The sequence below is a fragment of the Streptomyces cyaneofuscatus genome (assembly GCF_000718135.1).
In the GTDB taxonomy this organism is placed as follows: domain Bacteria; phylum Actinomycetota; class Actinomycetes; order Streptomycetales; family Streptomycetaceae; genus Streptomyces; species Streptomyces cyaneofuscatus.
The window spans coordinates 21,721-39,761 of the sequence record NZ_JOEM01000036.1; the positions used below are offsets into that span (position 1 = coordinate 21,721).

Genomic DNA, 18,041 nt, shown 5'->3' on the forward strand with positions numbered 1-18,041 from the left:
CGTCCCGCGATTCAGCCTGCGGCCGGGCTCCCGCGCAGACCGACCGAGCGGGCGAGCTCCCCCGCCGCCTGCCGGAAGAGCTGCTCGCGCGCCTCGACCATCCGGTTGAACTGGCCGAATATCTCGAACGAGATCAGGCCGAAGAGCTGGGCCCAGGCGGCCACGAGGGCCGGGGCGACGGCAGGCGGCAGGTCCGGGGCGATGTCGGCGGCGATCCGCTCGGCCTCGGCGCGCAGCTCCGCCGCGAGTGGCGGCACCGCCAGCCCGTCCTCCCGGAACGCGTCGCGGATGAGACCGATGAGGACCATGCCGACCCGGGAGGCGGGGCCCACCGTGTCCATGGGGGCGCTGTAGCCGGGGACGGGTGAGCCGTAGATCAGGGCGTACTCGTGGGGGTGAGCGAGCGCCCACTCCCGTACGGCACCGGCCACGGCGACCCAGCGGTCGGCGTACGGGGCGGGGCGCGGGCGGGCCCGGTCGGCGGTGGCGCGGGCGGTCTCCGCGGCCTCACCGACGGCGTCGTACGCGTCGACGATCAGCGCGGTGAGGAGGTCGTCGCGGCTGGGGAAGTAGCGATAGAGCGCCGAGGAGGCCATACCCAGCTCGCGGGCGACGGCGCGCAGGGAGAGCTTGGCCGCGCCCTCCGCCGCCAGCTGTTTCCTGGCCTCGTCCTTGATGGCGGCGGTCACTTCGATGCGGGCGCGCTCCCTGGCCCCTCGGATGGTGCTCATGGCCGTCAGTCTGCCACGCGTTCAGAGCACCGAACAACAACGAGAGCAGTGCTCTTGCTTTTGAGCGCCGACCTCCTGCACACTGATCTCAAGCGAGAGCACCGCTCTCTCATTGAGAGCACCGCTCTCATAACGGAAGCACCGCTCTCTCACCGCCACCGGGATCATCCCGTCACGCCCCCGCCACCGCCCCGCCCCGTCCCTGGGAGTCACCATGTCGCAGCAGCCGCAGCCGTACTACCTCCGGGCCGGCGCAACCGCCACCCGCCTCAACAACGTCATCGGCCGGCTCGCCCGGCACGGCATCAGCCTCATGGGCTCCGCCGAGATGTCGGTACGGGGACGCACGAGCGGCCGGATGCAGCGCATCCCCGTCAACCCGCACCCCTACGAAGGCGCCCAGTACCTCGTCTCCGCCCGCGGCCACTCCCAGTGGGTGCGCAACATGCGCGTCGCGGGCGGCGGCGAGCTGCGAGTGGGACGCAGAACCCGGGTCTTCACCGCCGTGGAGATCGCCGACGACGCACAGAAGGCACGCATCCTCCGCGCTTACCTGAAGCGGTGGGGCTGGGAGGTCAACCAGTACTTCCAGGGCGTCACCGCGAAATCCACGGACGCCGAACTCCTGGCCGCCGGCCCGGACCACCCGGTCTTCCGCATCACCTTCGAGAGCTGACCGTGCCGAGCAGCTCCGCCACCAGGTCCACCACGAGCGCGGGCCGGGACACGAACGGCGAATGGCCCGTCGGCCACTCCCGTACGGCGGTGCAGCGGGCGGCGAGCGTCCGTTGCAGGGCGGGGTCGATCGCCCGGTCCCCGGCGCAGACGACATAGGTCGAGGGGATCAGCTTCCAGCTGTGGTGCTCGGGGATCCCCCGCCCGCACCCCGGGGCCTGCGGCCGCAACAGGCCGACCGCGCGGGCGGCGAGAGGCCCGGGGCAGTCGTCGTAGAGGACATAGGCCGCCCGGCCGGGATCCAGACGTGTCGTACCGTCGGGCCCCTCCCCAGGCACGACAGCGTCACGCAGCTGCGAGGAGGTCCCGCCGAGAGCGGCCGCGCTCTCGCCCACGTCCGGCACGAAGGCCGCGAGGTAGACGAGATGGCGCGCTCCCCGTACGCCGGTGATCACCGACCCGCCGTAGGAGTGGCCGAGCAGGAGCGGAGGCCGGTCCAGCGCGTCGACGGCGGCCTGGACCGCTGCCGTGTCGGCGGCCAGGGAGCCCCGGTGGAGCTCGGGGACCACCGCCTCGAACCCCGCCGCCCGCAGGCCGTCCGCGACCGGGCCGAAGTGCTCGGGCCGGTGGTAGAGGCCATGGACGAGCACTGCCGCGGCCCGGCCGCCCAGACCCCTCGCCGCGTCGCTCAGCGGTCCATCGCGCTCAACGCCCGCTGCGCCAGCGGGTGCGTACGGACCAGCTCGGCCAGCGACGTCGTGCCCCGGGTGATCCCCGCGAACGCCTTCCAGGCCGGCCGGAAGCCGGTCAGCACCGCGTGCAGCACCCCCGGGCGGCGCTCGAACAGCTTCAGCATGCGGCGGCCGACGCCCATCTCCACGCCGAGACCGGCCTTGATGGCGAAGGCGTAGTTGAGGGCCTGGCGGCGGGCGTCCACCGCGTCGTGCGCCTCGGCGATCCTGACGGCCCATTCGCCCGCGAGCCGGCCCGAGCGCAGCGCGAAGGAGATGCCCTCCCGGGTCCACGGCTCCAGGAGGCCCGCCGCGTCGCCGCAGACCACGACCCGGCCGCGCGAGAGCGGCGAGTCGTCGCTGCGGCAGCGGGTCAGATGGCCCGAGGAGATGGACGGCTCGAACCCGGCGAGGCCGAGGCGGGCGATGAAGTCCTCCAGATACCGCTTGGTGCCCGCGCCGTCGCCGCGCGCCGAGATCACCCCGACGGTCAGCGTGTCGCCCTTGGGGAAGACCCAGCCGTAACTGCCGGGCATCGGGCCCCAGTCGATGAGCACCCGGCCCGCCCAGTCCTCCGCAACCGTCGCCGGAACGGGGATCTCCGCCTCCAGGCCGAGGTCCACCTGGTCGAGCTTCACCCCGACATGTGCTCCTATCCGGCCCGCGCTGCCGTCCGCCCCGACGACCGCCCGCGCCAGCACCGTCTCGCCACCGGCCAGCACCACGGCGACCGTACGCCGGTCGGGGACCGCGGGCCCGTGCTGCTCCACCCGCACCACCGAGACGCCGGTGCGCAGTTCGGCACCGGCCTTCTGCGCCTCCTCCACCAGCCCGGCGTCGAACTCCGGGCGGTTGATGAGCCCGAAGAGCATGCGCCGGGATCGGCGGGTGCGGGCGAACTTCCCGTCGAGGGAGAAGGTGACCGCGTGGATACGGTCCTTCAGGGGCAGTTCGAACCCCGGCGGCAGAGCGTCCCGGGAGAACCCGATGATGCCGCCGCCACAGGTCTTGTAGCGCGGCAGTTCCGCCTTCTCCAGCAGGAGGACCTGCCGGCCCGCCACGGCTGCCGCGTACGCCGCCGATGCGCCGGCCGGTCCGGCGCCGACGACGACGACGTCCCACACCGCCGACGACTCTTCGTTTTCCCGCCCGGCGTCTGCGTTCTCGCTGCTCACGATGTGCTTCTGCTCCCGATCCGACCAGTGGCCCCAAGCTGCTCACGGCATCCTACGGCGCGTCCCGGCCGAGCCCCCCTGTGGGAGGATCGGCCATGATCTGTTCCTGTACGCGACACCGCATCCACGGTGTCGCCGACGGGCGCGTACACACCGTGCCCTCCCCATAACGTCGCACCTACGAGGAGCGTGCCCATGACCGCCCGCCCGATTTCCGAGACCGTCGCCTCGCTGATGCCCCGTGCGCGGGCGGAGCTCGCCGAGCTGGTCGCGTTCCCGTCGGTGGCGGACCCCGCGCAGTTCCCGAAGAGCGGGTGCGAGGCCGCGGCGAAGTGGGTCGCGGACGCCCTGCGCGCCGAGGACTTCACGGACGTCGCCCTCCTCGACACCCCCGACGGCACGCAGTCGGTCTACGGCTACCTGCCCGGCCCGGAGGGTGCTCCGACCGTACTGCTCTACGCCCACTACGACGTGCAGCCGCCGCTGGACGAGTCGGCGTGGCTCTCCCCGCCGTTCGAGCTGACCGAGCGCGACGGGCGCTGGTACGGCCGGGGTGCGGCGGACTGCAAGGGCGGGTTCATCATGCACCTGCTCGCGCTGCGCGCCCTCAAGGCGAACGGCGGTGTCCCGGTCTCGGTGAAGGTGATCGCCGAGGGTTCCGAGGAGCAGGGCACCGGCGGTCTGGAGCGGTACGCGGAGGCGCACCCGGAGCTGCTGGCGGCCGACACGATCGTCATCGGCGACACCGGGAACTTCCGGGTCGGGCTGCCGACGGTCACGGCGACGCTGCGCGGGATGACGATGCTGCGGGTGCAGCTCGACACCCTCGAAGGGAACCTGCACTCGGGACAGTTCGGCGGCGCCGCCCCCGACGCGCTGGCCGCGATGATCCAGCTGCTCGCCTCCCTGCGCGACGAGAACGGCACGACGACGGTCGACGGCCTGACCGGTGACGCGGACTGGGACGGACTGCAGTACCCGGAGGCGGAGTTCCGGCAGGACGCCAAGGTGTTGGACGGCGTCGAGCTGATCGGTACGGGCACGGTCGCCGACCGGATCTGGGCGCGCCCCGCCGTCACCGTCATCGGCATCGACTGCCCGCCGGTCGTCGGCGCCACGCCGTCCGTGCAGGCGAGCGCCCGGGCCCAGATCAGCCTGCGGGTCCCGCCCGGCCACGACGCCGCCGAAGCGGCGAAGCTGCTCACCGCCCACCTGGAGTCGCGCGCCCCCTGGGGCGCGCGGGTGACGGTGGAGCAGGTGGGCCAGGGCCAGCCGTTCCGCGCGGACATGAGCAGCCCGGCGTACACGGCGATGGCGGCCGCGATGCGGGACGCCTACCCGGGCCAGGAGATGCAGTCCTCCGGCATGGGCGGCTCGATCCCGCTCTGCAACACCCTGGCGGGCCTGTACCCGGAGGCGGAGATCCTGCTCATCGGCCTGAGCGAGCCCGAGGCGCAGATCCACGCGGTGAACGAGAGCGTGTCGCCGGAGGAGCTGGAGCGGATGTCGGTCACCGAGGCGCTGTTCCTGCGCAACTACGCGGAGTCCAAGAAGGCCTGATCTCCCTCCAGCCCGCTTGACCTGCACTTTTCGCGGGCCGTGCGACTGATCAGCTGTCCGCACCCGGGCCACGGGCCGCCGAGCACGGCGTCCGTGACGGCCCGGGTGCGGTCTTCTTCGCCATCCGCCCCCAACCGGGATGGGATGGAACGACAAGATCAGCCATCGTCGTCCACGCCTCCTCGCAGTCCCCACTCATCGAGGCCGGAGTAGATCACTGCGATGCGGCCCCTGGGGAAGTCGAGTGACGCGGCCTCCCCGCTGTAGAGGGCCACCAGCGAGTCGGGCCCTCTCCACCAGGTGTCTGCCAGGCCCTTCACCTCGCGCACCGGCGCATAGCCGTTCAGTTCGATGCCATCGACGTCATCGCCGACAAGCTTGGTGACCTGTTCGGCCCAAGTGGATGCGTGGTGAGCCAAGGCGAGCGATTCCACCCAGCCTTCGACGGTCGCGTGGAGAGGTGCCCATCCTTCTGCCTGGGTACCGAACTCACCCGACGGGCTGATCATGAATGAGTAGGGACTGCGGTCCGCTGGATCCCGGCTTCGAACCACCACCCTGCGGAGTCCGCTTCGGGCGAGTCCGGATCGAGGTACTTGGGGCCTCCGTCGTACTGCGGTGCGGGCGGCAGGAGCAGACCGCCCCACTGCGACCTGATCAACACTCCCGAATTCGCCACACCTCGGAGCCACTATGCGTAAGCCCGCCCTGTCCGCTGCCACCCTCGTCATGGTCTTCGCGACCGTGACGGCATGCGTGTCGGGGAGCGATCAGAAGAACGACCGACCCAAGAACGCCACCACTGCAACCGACGGAGCCCCGGCCAAGGAGTCAGTGGAGAAGCTCACCGCCAGTGACGCCTTCAAGGTCCTTTCCGGCAAGGTCGCGTCCGCCGAGCTCTCGGGCGTCGTCACCGAGGACGACGACCCGAACCATCTCCTCGGCCGCCCCGACCAGTACACCAGCAAGGTCACGTTCACGGACTCCCGCATCAAGGTGGACGACGTCGCCGACGCGGAGCCCGGCAGCGTCGGGCTCGGCGGAGCGATCGAAGTCTTCACGACAGCGGCCGACGCCCAGGCCCGCGCCGACTACATCAAGAACGTCACCAAGGGCATGCCCCTGCTTGCCGAGTACGGCTTTGTCAGCGGCACCGTGCTCATCCGCGTCAGCCACTACCTCACCCCGACCCAGTCTGCCGACTACAAGGCCGCTGCCGCAGCCATCGGGTAGGCGCCACCTCTCCGGCGGACCTGCCGGCCGCTCCTCCGGGCGGACACCGCAGGGAGTCCGAACGGCTCATCGGCGCGACGAAGGCGGGACCCGGCTCGGGCGGGGTACTTCCGTACAGTCAGCCCTATCGGACTTTCAGGCGGAGGAGGCTCGCGCCCAACTGTCCGAGGGCGGCCAGCCGCTTCTTCGGCAACTTCTTCCGTGGCACCGGCTGTACCGCAGATCGCCGCTCCTCCCAGGCCGGGCCCCTGTGAGCTGATGAACCCGAGACCGACCCCAGCGCGTCATGAACTCTCCTCGCGGGCGTGCGGCATGTCCGTGGTCACGGTGTCCACACCAGACGTCAGGCGCACGCCATGCTGGAGGACGACGAGGCGTTCTATCGCCGGTGCAGGCGGAACCTTCACTGCACACCGGCGGCAGAGCGGGTCACGACGGCGGGCTGTGGGGGACTGCGCGACCCACCTCGTGACCTCGGCCAGGTGCGCACGGCGGACCGAAGTGTGGGTCGTTCGCCCTCGGCGAAGTCGCCGGAAGCGTAGTTCTGTAGGGCGGATGCAGGTGTCTGCGTACGTTCGCCGCATGGATCTCATCGAGGTACTCACCGGGCACCTGCACATGTTCCGCTTCCGGATCGGCCAGGCCTATCTCTGGCGTGACGGGGCGGACCTGACGCTGATCGACGCCGGGGACATCGGTGCGGCGTCCGCGATCGAGGACGCGGTACGGGGCCTTGGCCTCGACCCCGCCCGGATCGGGCGCATCGTCCTCACCCATGGCCACCGTGACCACTACGGCGCGGCTCAGGAGCTGGCGGACCGCCACGGCGCCGAGATCCTCGCCCACCCGCTGGACGCGCCGGTGATCCGGGGCGAGCTCCCCGTACCGGAACCGGACCTGCTCGACTGGGAACGGCCGTTGTACGAGCACGGGCTGACGGTCCCCGAGGCGCCGCCCACCCGGGTCGACCGCGAGGTGGCCGACGGGGAGGTGCTGCCGTTCGGCGGCGGGGCCCGGGTGGTCCATGCCCCGGGCCACACGCCGGGCTCCGTCGCGCTCCATCTGCCGCGCCACGGGGTCCTGTTCACCGGGGACTGTGCGGCGGGCGTCGGGGAGGTGATGCTCGGCGTGTTCAACGTGGACCGGGCGCAGGCCCAGGAGACGTTCCGGCGGCTGGCCGCCCTGGAGGCCCGTACGGTCTGCTTCGGGCACGGCGACCCGCTCACCGAGGACGCGGCGGCGGTCATGCGGGAGGCGGCGGGCGTCCCGGCGGCCTAGCGGGTGGCCGGAGGCCCAGGACGCGGCGCCACCACCTCGGTCACCCTGCCGGAACCGGCGACCGGCCGGGCTTCGTACATCGTGATCGCGTCACCGCACCTCAGATGGGCCCATCGTTCGGGGGTCAGAGGTGCCAGCCGGACCTCGGCGGTCTCCCCCGGTCCGAACTCCCGCACGTTCTCCACCCACAGCGTGGCGATGCTCAACTCCCGCTCACCGTCGGCATTCCGGTTGCCGATGTCCCACATCGGCCGGAGCCGGCCGTCGCCGGAGAAGGCCGTCCGGCGCAGGCCCTCCCCCGCAGCCACCAGGGTCAGGGTCGCCCGGATGGTGCCGTGCCGGACTTCCCAGGCCCGCCACTCGCACCACCGGCGACTGCGGTCGAGCATCATCTGGCGGGCGGCTTCGGCGAGGCGTTCCCAGAAGCCGACGGAGACGGGGTGGGTATCGCCGATCTCGGTGAGTGCGTCGAGCGCTCGCTCCCACTCGGAGGACACGATGTCCTCGCGCACGTCCTCGGCCGTCCAGCCGCTCTCCGCCACGGCCTCCTCGGGCAGCAGGTCGGCGGCCTGGCGAAGGAGTGTGAACGCGTCATCCATGTGGTGCATTGTGCTCCGGCCGAGGAGCCCCTCCGTCAGGGCGTCCGCTCCGGCTGATACCCGCCCGTCAGCCCACCGGGACGCCCGCCTCCAGGTTGAGCACCGTGGACCGCTCCCGCGCCCGCAGGGCCCAGCGCAGCCGCTCGTAGCGGGTGGGGGGCAGCATCCCCGCCGCCTCCTGCTCCGTGACGAAGCGCCAGCCGCGCAGTTCGGAGCCGGGGAGCAGCAGCCGGCCGGCGTCCTCGGAGCGCAGCAGTCCCCCGTCGAAGAGGAAGCGCAGTCCGCCGTAGCCGGGCGGGGAGGGCGGCTCCCAGTCGACGAGGAGCAGCGCGGGGAGCCGGTCGAGGCGGAGCCCTATCTCCTCGGCCACCTCCCGTATCCCGGCCTGCGCCGGGGCCTCGCCCTCCTCCACGACCCCGCCGGGGAACTCCCAGCCGGGCTTGTACGTGGGGTCGACGAGGAGCACCCGGTCCTGTTCGTCGAAGAGCAGCACCCCGGCGGCGACGGTCGCGCCGGTCGGCTCGGGGCTCTGGACGATCTCGCATGCCCCGGCGGCGCCGCTGCGGACGGCATCCGCGATCCGCTCGGCGGTCTCGCGCGGGGTGAGGGCGCTGTTGTCGATCACATGGGCGTCCGCGGTGATCCAGCCGAGGGCATCCTGGTAGGGGCCGATGTGGTCGTACGCCCACCGGTTGACCCGCTCGCTCTGCTCGCGGTCGCCGGGGTACTCCACCCGGCCCGCTATCCGGCTACGCAGGATCGTTTCCTCAGGTGAGAGCAGCACATGCCGGACCGGGATGCGCCGCGAGGCGAGCCCGCCGAACATCTCGTCCCGGTACTCCTGTCTCAGCAGCGTCATCGGCACCACCAGCACCCCGGGTGCCTCGGCCAGCAGCGCGGCCGCCGTGTCCACCACGAGCCGCCGCCAGATCCTCAGGTCCTGGAAGTCGCCCACCTCGGCCAGCTTCTTCTGGGGCAGCAGTCCGCGCAGCCCCGCTCCGGTGAGCTCCGGGTCGTACAAGGTGCTGTTCGGGATCAGATCGATCAGTTCGCCCGCGACGCTGGTCTTACCCGCGCCGAACGCACCGTTGATCCAGACGACAATCACTAGTACTCCAGGGTGGGAAGGCCGCTGGCCAGCGGCGGAGTGGGTTTCGCGTGATCGTCTGGGAGACGGATGGGAAAAGGCGGTGTCCACAGCCCGGCTCCCACCGCTTCCTTCTCCCACACCTCCTGGAGATACCCAACGATCCGCTCCTCCATTGGTATCGTCACCCCGCTGTACGTACCCTCCACACCGGGCAGCTCATGCCGGCTGGTGCCCGCGTAGACGGTGGCAATGGTGATCTCGCAGGTCTTGCGGTCGATGCGGCGGCGCTTCATCCGGACCGCCTGGCAGACGCCGGGGATGAGCGAGTTACTGACCGGTGGCGACCGTGATGCGGCGGATCTCGGAGCGGTCGTGGCCGCTGCCCCGGGTGTCATCACGTCCGGGTTCGACCACTACGACCGGCTCCGACCCCGCATCGAGAGCTGATCGCGGCCCGTGCGGCAGAAGACCGCAGCAGTACGAGACAGGCCCTGGCGGGTTCGGCACTCTGGCCCGTCCGCGTCGCACGGCTACAGGTCCCGCCTGCAGGCCCAGCTGCACGGCGTCGCATCGGACGGCTTCCCGCTGGATCTGCCGCGGGTCGTCGAACGCTTCGTGACAGCGACGCCGGAATGGCCCTGGTCCGTCACGGCGTCCGCTGCGCTCCAGCAGGGCGTCCATCGCCTGGACGAGGCAGCCTGGCCCCCTTGCGCCCGGACCTGGTCCTGTACTGCGATGGCCGCACGGTCTCGGTGATCGACACGAAGTACGTGATCTCCTCCACGCGGCCACCGCCCCGGGCACGGACTCCACCGACCACGTGATCCTCCGCTCCCCGGTCACGATCACCGCCCACGCCCTGAACCTCGGCGAACCCCCCGCCGGAGTCCTGGCCGCCGTTACAGGGGCACACAGCCGAGCCGGACGGCCTCCCGGGTGAGGAAGAGGCCGTCTTCGTCGGGAGCGTGGTGGCGGCTTCCGGGGGAGCCCGGATTCCGGCACCGTCAGTCGTGCAGGGCGTTCATGACCGTGCCGAGGTCGACGAACTTGAAGTTGGTCGCGGGGCGGTTTTCCTCGCCCGGTGCGTCGTGGCCGTCCTGCACGACGAGCAGACCGTTCGGATACCGGGAGCCGAGGGGCACGTTGAGCGCAGCCGCGCCGTCGCACTCCTCGGAGCCGTCGAGCCTGCTGTTCGCGGGCGCGACCCGGAACCCGCCCTCGTACGCGTCGTCGCCCTTCGCCCGCCGGTCGTACGCGGCGAAGGTGTTGTCGCCCTGGCTGGAGGCGAGCAGGTAACCGCCGCCGTGGGACTCGGTGATCAGCGTCAGGCCCTCGACATCCGCGGAGAGCTTGGATCCGCCGTAGCCGGGGTCGTCTCCCGGCGCGCACTCCTCGGTCTCCTCGTCGTAGACCCCCGGGACACCGTACTCACGGACCTTGTCGATCAGTTTCGGCCGGCCGCCGGTCAGGTCGGCACGCAGGCGCCAGATCCCGACGTTCTCCTGACCGGCGTAGAGGGTGCCGTTGTCAGGGTCGACGACCATGCCTTCGACCTGTGGGAGTTCGCCGGGCTCGCCGCAGGGAGACCACGATGTGCCGTTCGGCAGCCGGAACGTGGAGGGAAGGTTCAGGGTCCGCACCGTCTGGTACGTGATCTTTCCTGCCTTCGTCGGACGCAGTTCCAGCAGCGTGATGCTGGTTCGCTCGCGACGGCTGACCAGGGCGAAGGACTTGCCGGACGAGGGATCCGTCCAGGTCGCGAGACCGTAGGCGGTCCGCTGATCGTTGATCTCGGCCTGGTTCTTCGAGAACACCGGCGGCGCGGCGGGATCGGTCACGTCGGTCAGCGGGCCGCCGACGCGGTCACGGTCGATGCGGTAGAAGCGCAGCCGGTCGTGGCCCCGGTCGCTGACGACGGCCAGATCGGCCCGGACCGAGGACAGCCTCAGGCCGTGTACGAGGTCCACATTGTTGAAGCGGCCAGGGGCATCGTCGGCTCCGGCGGCCGGCGGCGCGGACAGGGACTGGAGTGTCCGGGCCTTCAGGTCGTAGACGCGCAGCCCGCCCTCCTTGGCGGTCGCGATGACGAGGCTGCGGCCGGGTGCGGCGGTGTTCCGCCAGATGGCGGGGTCGTCCGCGTCGGCGTTGCCGCCCGCTTCGTCGTCGTGCAGCACCTGCGTCTCCGCGCGAGGTGTGACGGTCGGCAGATCGATGACGGCACGACCATGGGCGCCGGCATGGGCAGGCGCTGCGAGAGTCGCAGTCGCGAGGGCCGACGTCACGGTCAGCGCAAGTGCCAGGACGGTGGTGGAGCGAGTCACGCAAGTCTCCTCTTCGAGCGGCTGTCAGGTCCTGGGTGAGCGTGGTCCGCTCATGTGTCCGCCCGGCAGCCACCGGGCGGCCGACAGCCCCGAGTTCACGTGCACGGGCGATGAACACCGTCGGCACGGGACGGACAGGTACGGAGAACTCCCGAGGGAGTGAGCAGCCCTGCACCGCATCAGGAGGTTCCTGACCGTACGGGCGGCCCTGGCCGCGCTCGCCGCCGGCTTCTTGACAGCGACCCCCGCCGCGTCGGCCGCCTCACCCGGCGCCGAGCCGTGCGCCCCGCTCCACGGTCGGAGACCCCTCCGGCGCAGGGCGCCCCGGTCCTGCCGTAGTAGGCGGAGAACCGGTCCAGGACACCTGTCGACGACTATCCGGGCCGCCTGGCACCCACGCAGGTGGGGGTCCGGTGGGGACGGCGGAGCCGACGACACGTTAGCCGGGGCGTCCGGCCGTGCGCCCCCGGAGTTTGGCGATCAGCGGTTCGGGCGATGCCGGCGGATCACCGGATCACTTGGCCTCCAAGTCGATCCTGATCATGGAGACCGCGGAAGCCAGGATGCCGATGGCTCTTTGCACCTCGCGGATGCCCTCGTTGGTCCGGGGCTCGTCCTTCTGACCGACCCCGGCGACACACTCGTTGCTCCCGTGCTCGAAGTCGGTAAGAGCTTCCGCCCAGAAACCCTTGGCCTTCTCGCTCGGAGGGGTGCCGTACTTCTCTGCATCGGCCACCGCTGCCAACAACTGCTGACAAGCGGTGCGCTTGTCGTCCATCACTTGCATGCTCGCCGTGTTGACGTTGCTCGAGCTGTCGGACAGCGCCTTGACCCTGTCGTCACCCCCCGAAGACCACCAGTCCTCCAACTTTTCGGCCGGGGTTGAGGAGCAGCCGACGAGCAGCACTCCCGCGGCGACAGTAGCGGTGGCGACAGTGAGCAAGCGGACACCGAAAAGCATGAATCCTCCTATGTTCGATTCCCACTGATGTTGCCAGGAACGACCTGGCCAGGTGCGGCCAATACGCGAATTGCCCATCGAGGAGCCGCCAGGACTTGAGGGTGGTCACAACCTGTTCGGCGAGGGCGGAAACCTTGGTGTGGGAGCAGGGAATGGGGTGTCACCGGACGACGATCGGGACGACGACGGTCATACCGCCGAGCCCGATCAGCATCGGTGTGGCCGCCTTCGGGTAGCGGTGCGCAAGGTCGATGAGCAGGGCCACGACCAGGACGAGAACGAGGACCAGCAGCACGGCGACGAGCAGGACGAGCGAGGACATGACGATGTTCTCCTTCACGTTCGAAAGGGGCGCTCCGGGTGAGCGCGGGGACAACAGTCCGCACCAGCCGCCGGGCATTCAATATTTCGCGAAAATCCGATCCAGCCTGCCGTGAGCGGGGGCTGACGGGGCGTCGGGGCGGATCGCCGAGGACTGGACAACCTGGGTTGTCGGGCGCTGTGGCAGCACACTGCGACGCGGCGGGGCTAGCCACGCAAGAGGAGCCGCGCGCGGGCATGCCTGCCAGGTATGGGCATATTGTGCAGAATGTTTTTGGGCAGAGGACAGTTATCAGAGACCAGTGCGCCAGCATGCGAACGCCGTTCGAGCTCTGCCTGGCAAGGTTGGAAACCGGCGTCCCAGCGCAGCCTCTCACCCGGCCGGGGGACGTCCTCGCCGTGCTTGTGGCCGCAGAGTTCGAGGACAACTCCCCTTGACCACCACCCCGCACAACCACGGCGGGGACGGCAGCCTGGGATCGGCAAGCCGCCCAGGGCAGGCCGCCCGGTCACCGGGCGACGAGGGCCGCGACCGCTGCTACGGCGGCAACGGCCGTGACCAGAACGGTAGCCACGGCGGCGGCAACGCTGATGGGCTTCTCCAGCCGGGGGTGGCGGTAGGCCACGTACGCCACCCCGGCCAGAACCAGGAAGCCGACGACGACCAGAAGGAGCGCCATCCAGCAAGCAGGCCACGAACGACGAGGCAGCCTGATGCATCCCAGCTGCGGACCGCGGGCGGCCCTGCCTGCCCGGTACTGAAACGTGCGGCATGATCGGGCACTGCCGGACCGGCGAACACTCCTCGCCGGTCCGGCATCCCACCCGCGGCCTACTTCGCCGACGAGTTCCAACCGGCCCACCCGGCGTTCCAACCGGCACACGACGCTGGAAGAGCCCTCGTGTATGCTGGCCCCCGGCAGAGCGGCACCAGTTTCATCAGGCGTGGGAACGGTAGGCACGTACTGACGGTCGGCTGCACCACGGCGCTTCGTACCGATCAACGTTGTCCGAGCCCCTCTCTCTGCGTGATCGGTATTGGCGTGGGTACCTGGACGCGTATGTTCAAGCATCGAAGGACCAGGGTGGCGTGTGCGCTGCTGGTTACCTGGGTCGTGATGACGGCCATGGAGCGGTGGCACGGGGGTACCTCGTGGGTAACTGCTGTGACGAACGCTTTGCTATGGGCATTGCTGCTAGCAGGCACTTGGTGGTTCGTTGAGATGACGCAAGGACGATCAGCACGAACGGACGGCCTTCCGGCAGAACAGTGCAGCCCGGCGGCCCCTGAACTGCCAAGCCGCAGCCCCGCTCCCACTCCTAGGACCACCGAGGATGCGGATGCAGCTACGGAAGCGCAAAGTCACTGACCGCCCCCCTCTGTCTCCGTCGGCAACGATCCTCGCCACTGCGAAGCATTTCACCGGAGGACTACTGATTCACGCCTCCAACCGCTGCACGGTGTAGGGCCGCTTCTCTCTACTTTTCTGCAACTGATCTCCTCCAGGCCTTCATCCCCAACAACGGGAGGCACAGGAGCTACAGCTCCGCCGACCACCCGGCAGTCAAGCCCTACCGCGACGCCACACTCGTCCAGGACGGCATCCCGCTGGCCAAGCGCGCGAGAGAAGGGCATGGGACAACGCGGTCGTACGAGAAGGCAGCTCGTACGGACCGGCGCACGACCCTGCCAGCCGGGACAGCAGCCGCGGGTGCCGACGGTGCGCGTACGGGAAGAGATCAGCCTGGTCATCCCTCTGCCACTCCGGGCGGGTTCCGCCTCTACACCGAGACCGACGCCACGCGGCGCGTCATCATTCGCCGAATAATGCCGCTCGGCTTCGCCGCCCACGGTGGTCACCCGCGCCCCCGCCGCCGGTTGGAACCGCCTCCGACGAATCTTGGAGTCGAAGACCCAGCTTTCCACTGTGCGGACACAAACCGGCCGCACCGGCTGCAGGGATGGACATGCGGCGCAGGAGATCACGCGTCGCGCGCAGGTTCAAGGTGCTGCGCCATCTCACGTTCGGGTGACGGGAGCGCACATGCGACAGGGCGCGGGTCCCCAAGCCGGTGCTACGGAAGCGCTCCTCCAGGGTTACCTCGGTGATGACACCTTGTTCGCAATGGTCACAGATCCGATAGCGGACCTGGCCGACGACCTTGCGGATATGGACAAGGAGGAGGCATTCCTCGTCCGGGCGGGTGCCGCCGGGGACGCGGGAGGACAGGAACTCGATCGATCGGTAGACGAGGAGTCGACGCCGCAAGCGGCTCATGGGCCGGCGATGGCGAGAGTGCCGGTGGCTGTTATGACCGGTCGCCATTTCCTGAGCTTGAGAGGTCGGGCCGAACAGAGGTTTTGTAGGACGCGCATGGTGTCCGTGCATGCGAGCCCGCCTACCCGAAGACGCGTCATAGACACCCCTCTTGCGGTGAAAACCGCGACCGCGTCGGCCTGCTCTGCATCGTCGAACTCGGGCCCCGCGATCCCTCTGGGCTCGTGATCGCGGCACGATCACACCGGGGGGCGTCGCGCAAACGGATGCCGCCGAAGCCCAGAGTGCTGGCGGTGACGGCATTCGAGAAGTCCCACAGGTTGACCAGGACGCGGAGCTGGATGCCCGGCTTCCTGGTGCAGTCGCAGCAGGTCGCCGATAGATTCGGCGGGCGCCAGGGGCTCGACGGAGTCGGTGGACACGTATGCGTACGGCGCAGGTTCACCGACGGGTCGGAAGTAGTCGAGGGGAGGCGGTAGGCGAAGAGCATCGACGGCGCTATGGTCTCAGCCTGCGTTCCGGTTCCGGCCCCGGCTCTTGCTTCGGTCCTGAGCCGAGCTGTGATAGTAGTCCTGGTTCGATCCTTGCCGTCCGCGTGTCACCGCCAGCACGCCTCCCACAAGGGCGATCACTGCAATAGCCAGGGCGATACTGACCCAGCCCTCGGTGTCCCAGTACACATCCTCCAGACTGATCAGCAAGGCAGCCTCATCAATGATCAGGGCCATGCCCACACCGTAGGCGAGCCCCATCCAGGCACGCGCGCGGGCTGAACGTTGCACGAGCCCTGCCACGCCCACGACCGCAAGAAGCAGGATTCCCCACACATAGTGGTGAATATGAACACCACCGGCCTGTACGTCTCCCACTCCGGCCACGTCGATATGGATCAGCCAGGTAAGTAGGCGCATACCGCCGAAGGTGAGGGCGAAGCCCCACCACGCGAGAACGAAGCCGCGGCGTTCGGAGGAGATGCCGGGCAGCAGGCGCAGCCACGGCGACCGGTGGGCCGCGCGGCTGGACGGCGCCCGGGGAGAGGTGTGCGAGGGCTGAGAGCTACCAGAGGTGTCGGAGGGAACGGACGGCTCTGATGCATCCGATGGCTTCATGAGGTCTCTTCCGCGAATGTCTCGATCAGCCGAGCTACGGCGTCTGGCGCGCTGTAGTGCGCGGCGTGCACGGCGTCTGATACCTCGGAGGTGCGCCCGTTGGCGACCAGCCGTGCTACGCGTCGGGTCCATGCCTCGGAGACGATGATGTCATTGGCTCCGCGTACGACGAGCGTCGGCACGCCAACCCGGGCCAGGTGGCCCTCGAATGCCCCGTTGGCGTCCTGTGCGGCGTGGCGGAGGGACGCGGCGAAGGCCAGGGGGCCGGTCAACAGGTAGTCCGCCCCGGCCACTTTTAGGGGGGAGGGCGGTTCTCAAACGCGTCCGCGAGCAGCTGGCCGCTCTGACGCCAGACGGACGCCCCGGGTGTGAGCGCCGGACCTAGCAGTACGAGCCGGTGGACCAGATTTGCGTGGCGAGCGACGAGGTCAGCAGCAACCTGGCAGCCGACCGAGTTGGCCACCAGCATGCTCGGTCTCGGCACAAGCCGCCGGTGCCAGCAGGCGAGGGCATCAGCGGTCTGCACCACGTCGGCCACCCGGCGCACCGCGGTCCGTGATCGCGCGTTGCCGGTAGGTCCGGGACGAGCACAGTGGCCCCGTTCGCCGCGAGCCGTCGCGCCAGCGGCCCGAAGTAGCTTCCGGACAAGCCGAGTCCGTGCACCAGCACCACCGCAGGAGCACCCGCACATGGCGGGGGGCCGAGGACACGAGCGAAGAGACCGGCACGGGTGCGCTGTTCCATCTGTCTACTATCTCCCCTTCGGCAGTGCCGGGCCCGGGTCCGGGTCTCGTAGCCGGGGTTCACCACAGGGGCTAGCCGATGTCGCACTCCGAGACGAGCAGGCGACCACCGAGGTGGACAGGTCCTGCATCCGGGTCGTGCCGTCCCCGAGGCGAGCGAACGCGTCAAGGAGGCCGACCCAGACGTTCACCCCGAACAGCAGGTCCGACAGGTCGATCCTCGGCAGCATCCTCTCGACCCGCCGCGCAGCCGGGCCTGCGATTTCGGCCTGTCGAGCTGGACGCGGGCGTTTACACCGCCCCGTACGGCGAGGAGACCGCCTGGTCCTTCCCGCCCGCCTGCGGTGAGGTCGCGGACGGCTGGCTGCGCGGCCGCGGAGCGGTCGACTCCAGGCCGAGGTAGGAGTCGGCGGCTGCGGATGAGTGCATCGCCTTCCGCGAGGGCGAGGAACCGCCTCCGTCAACCGTCGTCGACGGCCTTCGTCAGCTGCGCTCGCCCGCCGTTATCAGGCCCGCTTCGTACGCGGCGATCACCGCCTGTGCCCGGTCGCGGACCTGGAGCTTGGCGAAGAGTGCGGTGATGTGGTTCTTGACCGTCGATGTGCTGATGAACATCTCGGCGGCGATCCCCGCGTTGTCCAAGCCGCCGGCGATCAGCCGCCACACCTCGCGCTCGCGCGGTGTCAACTGGTCCAGGACATCCGCCGCAGGTCCGGTCCTCGCAGGCTGGACGGGATGCCGCGGGGCCCTCACGTACGAGGAGATGAGGCGGGTCAGCAGACGCGGGGCGACCACCGCCTCGCCGGTGTGGACCACGCGCAGGGCGGTGACCAGTTCCTCGGGCGAGATGTCTTTGGGCAGGAAGCCGCAGGCGCCCGCGCGCAGGGCGCCGACGACGTGCTCGTCCATGTCGAAGGTGCTCAGCGCGAGCACCCGGCAGTCCGGCACCAGCTGGGTGAGTTGTTCGGTGGCGGCGATGCCGTCCAGCACCGGCATGCGGATGTCCATGAGGACGACGTCGGGTCGCAGTCGTCTCGCGAGTTCCACGGCCTGTGCGCCGTCGGCTGCCTCGCCGACGACCTCGATGCCAAGTTCGGGCCCGATCATAAGTACCAGGCCACGGCGTACGAGGAGCTGGTCGTCGGCGATCAGCACACGGATGGCAACCGGGACGGATTCGTCCGTAGTGTCTGCCCCGTCCGTTTCGTGCGCTGCCCCCGTCATATCCGCCCTGC

The 18,041-nt window shown here is 69.9% G+C and carries 20 protein-coding genes and 2 pseudogenes; 6 read left to right on the forward strand and 16 right to left on the reverse strand.

The genetic code is table 11. The annotated features are described in order from the left end of the window. Positions 1-11 precede the first annotated feature (11 nt). On the reverse strand, positions 12-731 hold the full coding sequence (locus IF17_RS0134725; protein ID WP_030574998.1) for a TetR/AcrR family transcriptional regulator: 720 nt from the start codon (positions 729-731) through the stop codon (positions 12-14). A gap of 214 nt (positions 732-945) precedes the next feature. Here IF17_RS0134725 and IF17_RS0134730 point away from each other — a divergent pair, with 214 nt between their 5' ends. Continuing rightward, positions 946-1,407, forward strand: coding sequence for a nitroreductase/quinone reductase family protein (locus tag IF17_RS0134730; RefSeq protein ID WP_030575000.1), 462 nt, complete (start codon positions 946-948; stop codon positions 1,405-1,407). Here IF17_RS0134730 and IF17_RS0134735 read toward each other — a convergent pair. Together IF17_RS0134735 and IF17_RS0134740 are read right to left on the reverse strand one after the other, a co-directional pair. Next, positions 1,391-2,077 (reverse strand): alpha/beta hydrolase, encoded by a 687-nt coding sequence (locus IF17_RS0134735; protein ID WP_030575002.1) that lies wholly within the window; start codon positions 2,075-2,077, stop codon positions 1,391-1,393. The two genes, IF17_RS0134730 and IF17_RS0134735, sit on opposite strands and share 17 nt — an antisense overlap. Positions 2,078-2,094: 17 nt before the next feature. After that, positions 2,095-3,312, reverse strand: coding sequence for a geranylgeranyl reductase family protein (locus IF17_RS0134740; RefSeq protein WP_030575004.1), 1,218 nt, complete (start codon positions 3,310-3,312; stop codon positions 2,095-2,097). A gap of 195 nt (positions 3,313-3,507) precedes the next feature. Here IF17_RS0134740 and IF17_RS0134745 point away from each other — a divergent pair, with 195 nt between their 5' ends. After that, the gene (locus tag IF17_RS0134745; RefSeq protein WP_030575007.1) at positions 3,508-4,872 is read left to right on the forward strand and encodes a dipeptidase; all 1,365 of its coding nucleotides are present in this window, start codon (positions 3,508-3,510) and stop codon (positions 4,870-4,872) included. Positions 4,873-5,030: 158 nt separating this feature from the next. Here the strand turns inward: IF17_RS0134745 and IF17_RS01000000136830 are convergent, their stop codons facing one another. Then, a complete protein-coding gene (locus tag IF17_RS01000000136830) occupies positions 5,031-5,381 on the reverse strand; it encodes a hypothetical protein (RefSeq protein WP_244890578.1) in 351 nt (116 codons plus the stop codon). A gap of 184 nt (positions 5,382-5,565) precedes the next feature. Between IF17_RS01000000136830 and IF17_RS0134755 the strand changes: the two genes are divergently transcribed. After that, positions 5,566-6,105, forward strand: coding sequence for a hypothetical protein (locus tag IF17_RS0134755; protein WP_030575009.1), 540 nt, complete (start codon positions 5,566-5,568; stop codon positions 6,103-6,105). A gap of 582 nt (positions 6,106-6,687) precedes the next feature. After that, positions 6,688-7,383: an MBL fold metallo-hydrolase gene (locus tag IF17_RS0134760; protein ID WP_030575011.1), complete on the forward strand. Its 696-nt coding sequence runs from the start codon at positions 6,688-6,690 to the stop codon at positions 7,381-7,383. Here the strand turns inward: IF17_RS0134760 and IF17_RS0134765 are convergent. From IF17_RS0134765 to IF17_RS0134775, 3 genes are all read right to left on the reverse strand, one after another. Next, the gene (locus tag IF17_RS0134765) at positions 7,380-7,982 is read right to left on the reverse strand and encodes a hypothetical protein (protein ID WP_425315178.1); all 603 of its coding nucleotides are present in this window, start codon (positions 7,980-7,982) and stop codon (positions 7,380-7,382) included. The two genes, IF17_RS0134760 and IF17_RS0134765, sit on opposite strands and share 4 nt — an antisense overlap. Positions 7,983-8,049: 67 nt before the next feature. Next, the gene (locus IF17_RS0134770; protein ID WP_030575015.1) at positions 8,050-9,087 is read right to left on the reverse strand and encodes an NUDIX hydrolase; all 1,038 of its coding nucleotides are present in this window, start codon (positions 9,085-9,087) and stop codon (positions 8,050-8,052) included. A gap of 2 nt (positions 9,088-9,089) precedes the next feature. Then, a complete protein-coding gene (locus IF17_RS0134775) occupies positions 9,090-9,365 on the reverse strand; it encodes a hypothetical protein (RefSeq protein ID WP_157851195.1) in 276 nt (91 codons plus the stop codon). Between the two features lie 25 nt (positions 9,366-9,390). On the opposite strand from IF17_RS0134775, the gene IF17_RS1000000140180 reads away from it, so the two are divergent. Next, the gene (locus IF17_RS1000000140180; protein WP_280518095.1) at positions 9,391-9,519 is read left to right on the forward strand and encodes a hypothetical protein; all 129 of its coding nucleotides are present in this window, start codon (positions 9,391-9,393) and stop codon (positions 9,517-9,519) included. Positions 9,520-10,076: 557 nt separating this feature from the next. Here the strand turns inward: IF17_RS1000000140180 and IF17_RS0134785 are convergent. From IF17_RS0134785 to IF17_RS1000000139120, 4 genes are all read right to left on the reverse strand, one after another. Continuing rightward, positions 10,077-11,393 (reverse strand): phytase, encoded by a 1,317-nt coding sequence (locus IF17_RS0134785; protein ID WP_030575022.1) that lies wholly within the window; start codon positions 11,391-11,393, stop codon positions 10,077-10,079. A 514-nt stretch (positions 11,394-11,907) separates the two neighbouring features. After that, positions 11,908-12,354, reverse strand: a complete 447-nt coding sequence (locus IF17_RS0134790) for a hypothetical protein (RefSeq protein ID WP_030575024.1) — start codon at positions 12,352-12,354, stop codon at positions 11,908-11,910. Positions 12,355-12,514: 160 nt separating this feature from the next. Continuing rightward, positions 12,515-12,676, reverse strand: a complete 162-nt coding sequence (locus IF17_RS0134795) for a hypothetical protein (protein WP_157851196.1) — start codon at positions 12,674-12,676, stop codon at positions 12,515-12,517. A 508-nt stretch (positions 12,677-13,184) separates the two neighbouring features. Continuing rightward, on the reverse strand, positions 13,185-13,355 hold the full coding sequence (locus tag IF17_RS1000000139120; RefSeq protein WP_157851197.1) for a hypothetical protein: 171 nt from the start codon (positions 13,353-13,355) through the stop codon (positions 13,185-13,187). A 1,032-nt stretch (positions 13,356-14,387) separates the two neighbouring features. Here IF17_RS1000000139120 and IF17_RS1000000140460 point away from each other — a divergent pair. Next, positions 14,388-14,518: pseudogene (locus IF17_RS1000000140460) on the forward strand (MerR family transcriptional regulator); the annotation flags it as partial. A gap of 572 nt (positions 14,519-15,090) precedes the next feature. Here the strand turns inward: IF17_RS1000000140460 and IF17_RS1000000140465 are convergent. The 5 genes and pseudogenes from IF17_RS1000000140465 to IF17_RS0134830 all read right to left on the reverse strand — a co-directional run bounded on the left by IF17_RS1000000140465 (position 15,091) and on the right by IF17_RS0134830 (position 18,030). After that, the gene (locus tag IF17_RS1000000140465; protein WP_373036935.1) at positions 15,091-15,444 is read right to left on the reverse strand and encodes a DUF6886 family protein; all 354 of its coding nucleotides are present in this window, start codon (positions 15,442-15,444) and stop codon (positions 15,091-15,093) included. Between the two features lie 16 nt (positions 15,445-15,460). Further along, positions 15,461-16,063 carry a hypothetical protein gene (locus IF17_RS01000000136835; RefSeq protein WP_030575033.1) on the reverse strand — a complete coding sequence of 201 codons (603 nt, stop codon included), beginning with the start codon at positions 16,061-16,063 and terminating at the stop codon, positions 15,461-15,463. Positions 16,064-16,834: 771 nt separating this feature from the next. After that, positions 16,835-17,077 (reverse strand): annotated as a pseudogene (locus tag IF17_RS1000000140295) (hypothetical protein); the annotation flags it as partial. Positions 17,078-17,097: 20 nt separating this feature from the next. Next, positions 17,098-17,235: a hypothetical protein gene (locus IF17_RS1000000140300; protein ID WP_157851198.1), complete on the reverse strand. Its 138-nt coding sequence runs from the start codon at positions 17,233-17,235 to the stop codon at positions 17,098-17,100. A 54-nt stretch (positions 17,236-17,289) separates the two neighbouring features. Next, the gene (locus IF17_RS0134830) at positions 17,290-18,030 is read right to left on the reverse strand and encodes a response regulator (RefSeq protein WP_030575036.1); all 741 of its coding nucleotides are present in this window, start codon (positions 18,028-18,030) and stop codon (positions 17,290-17,292) included. Between the last annotated feature and the right edge of the window lie 11 nt (positions 18,031-18,041).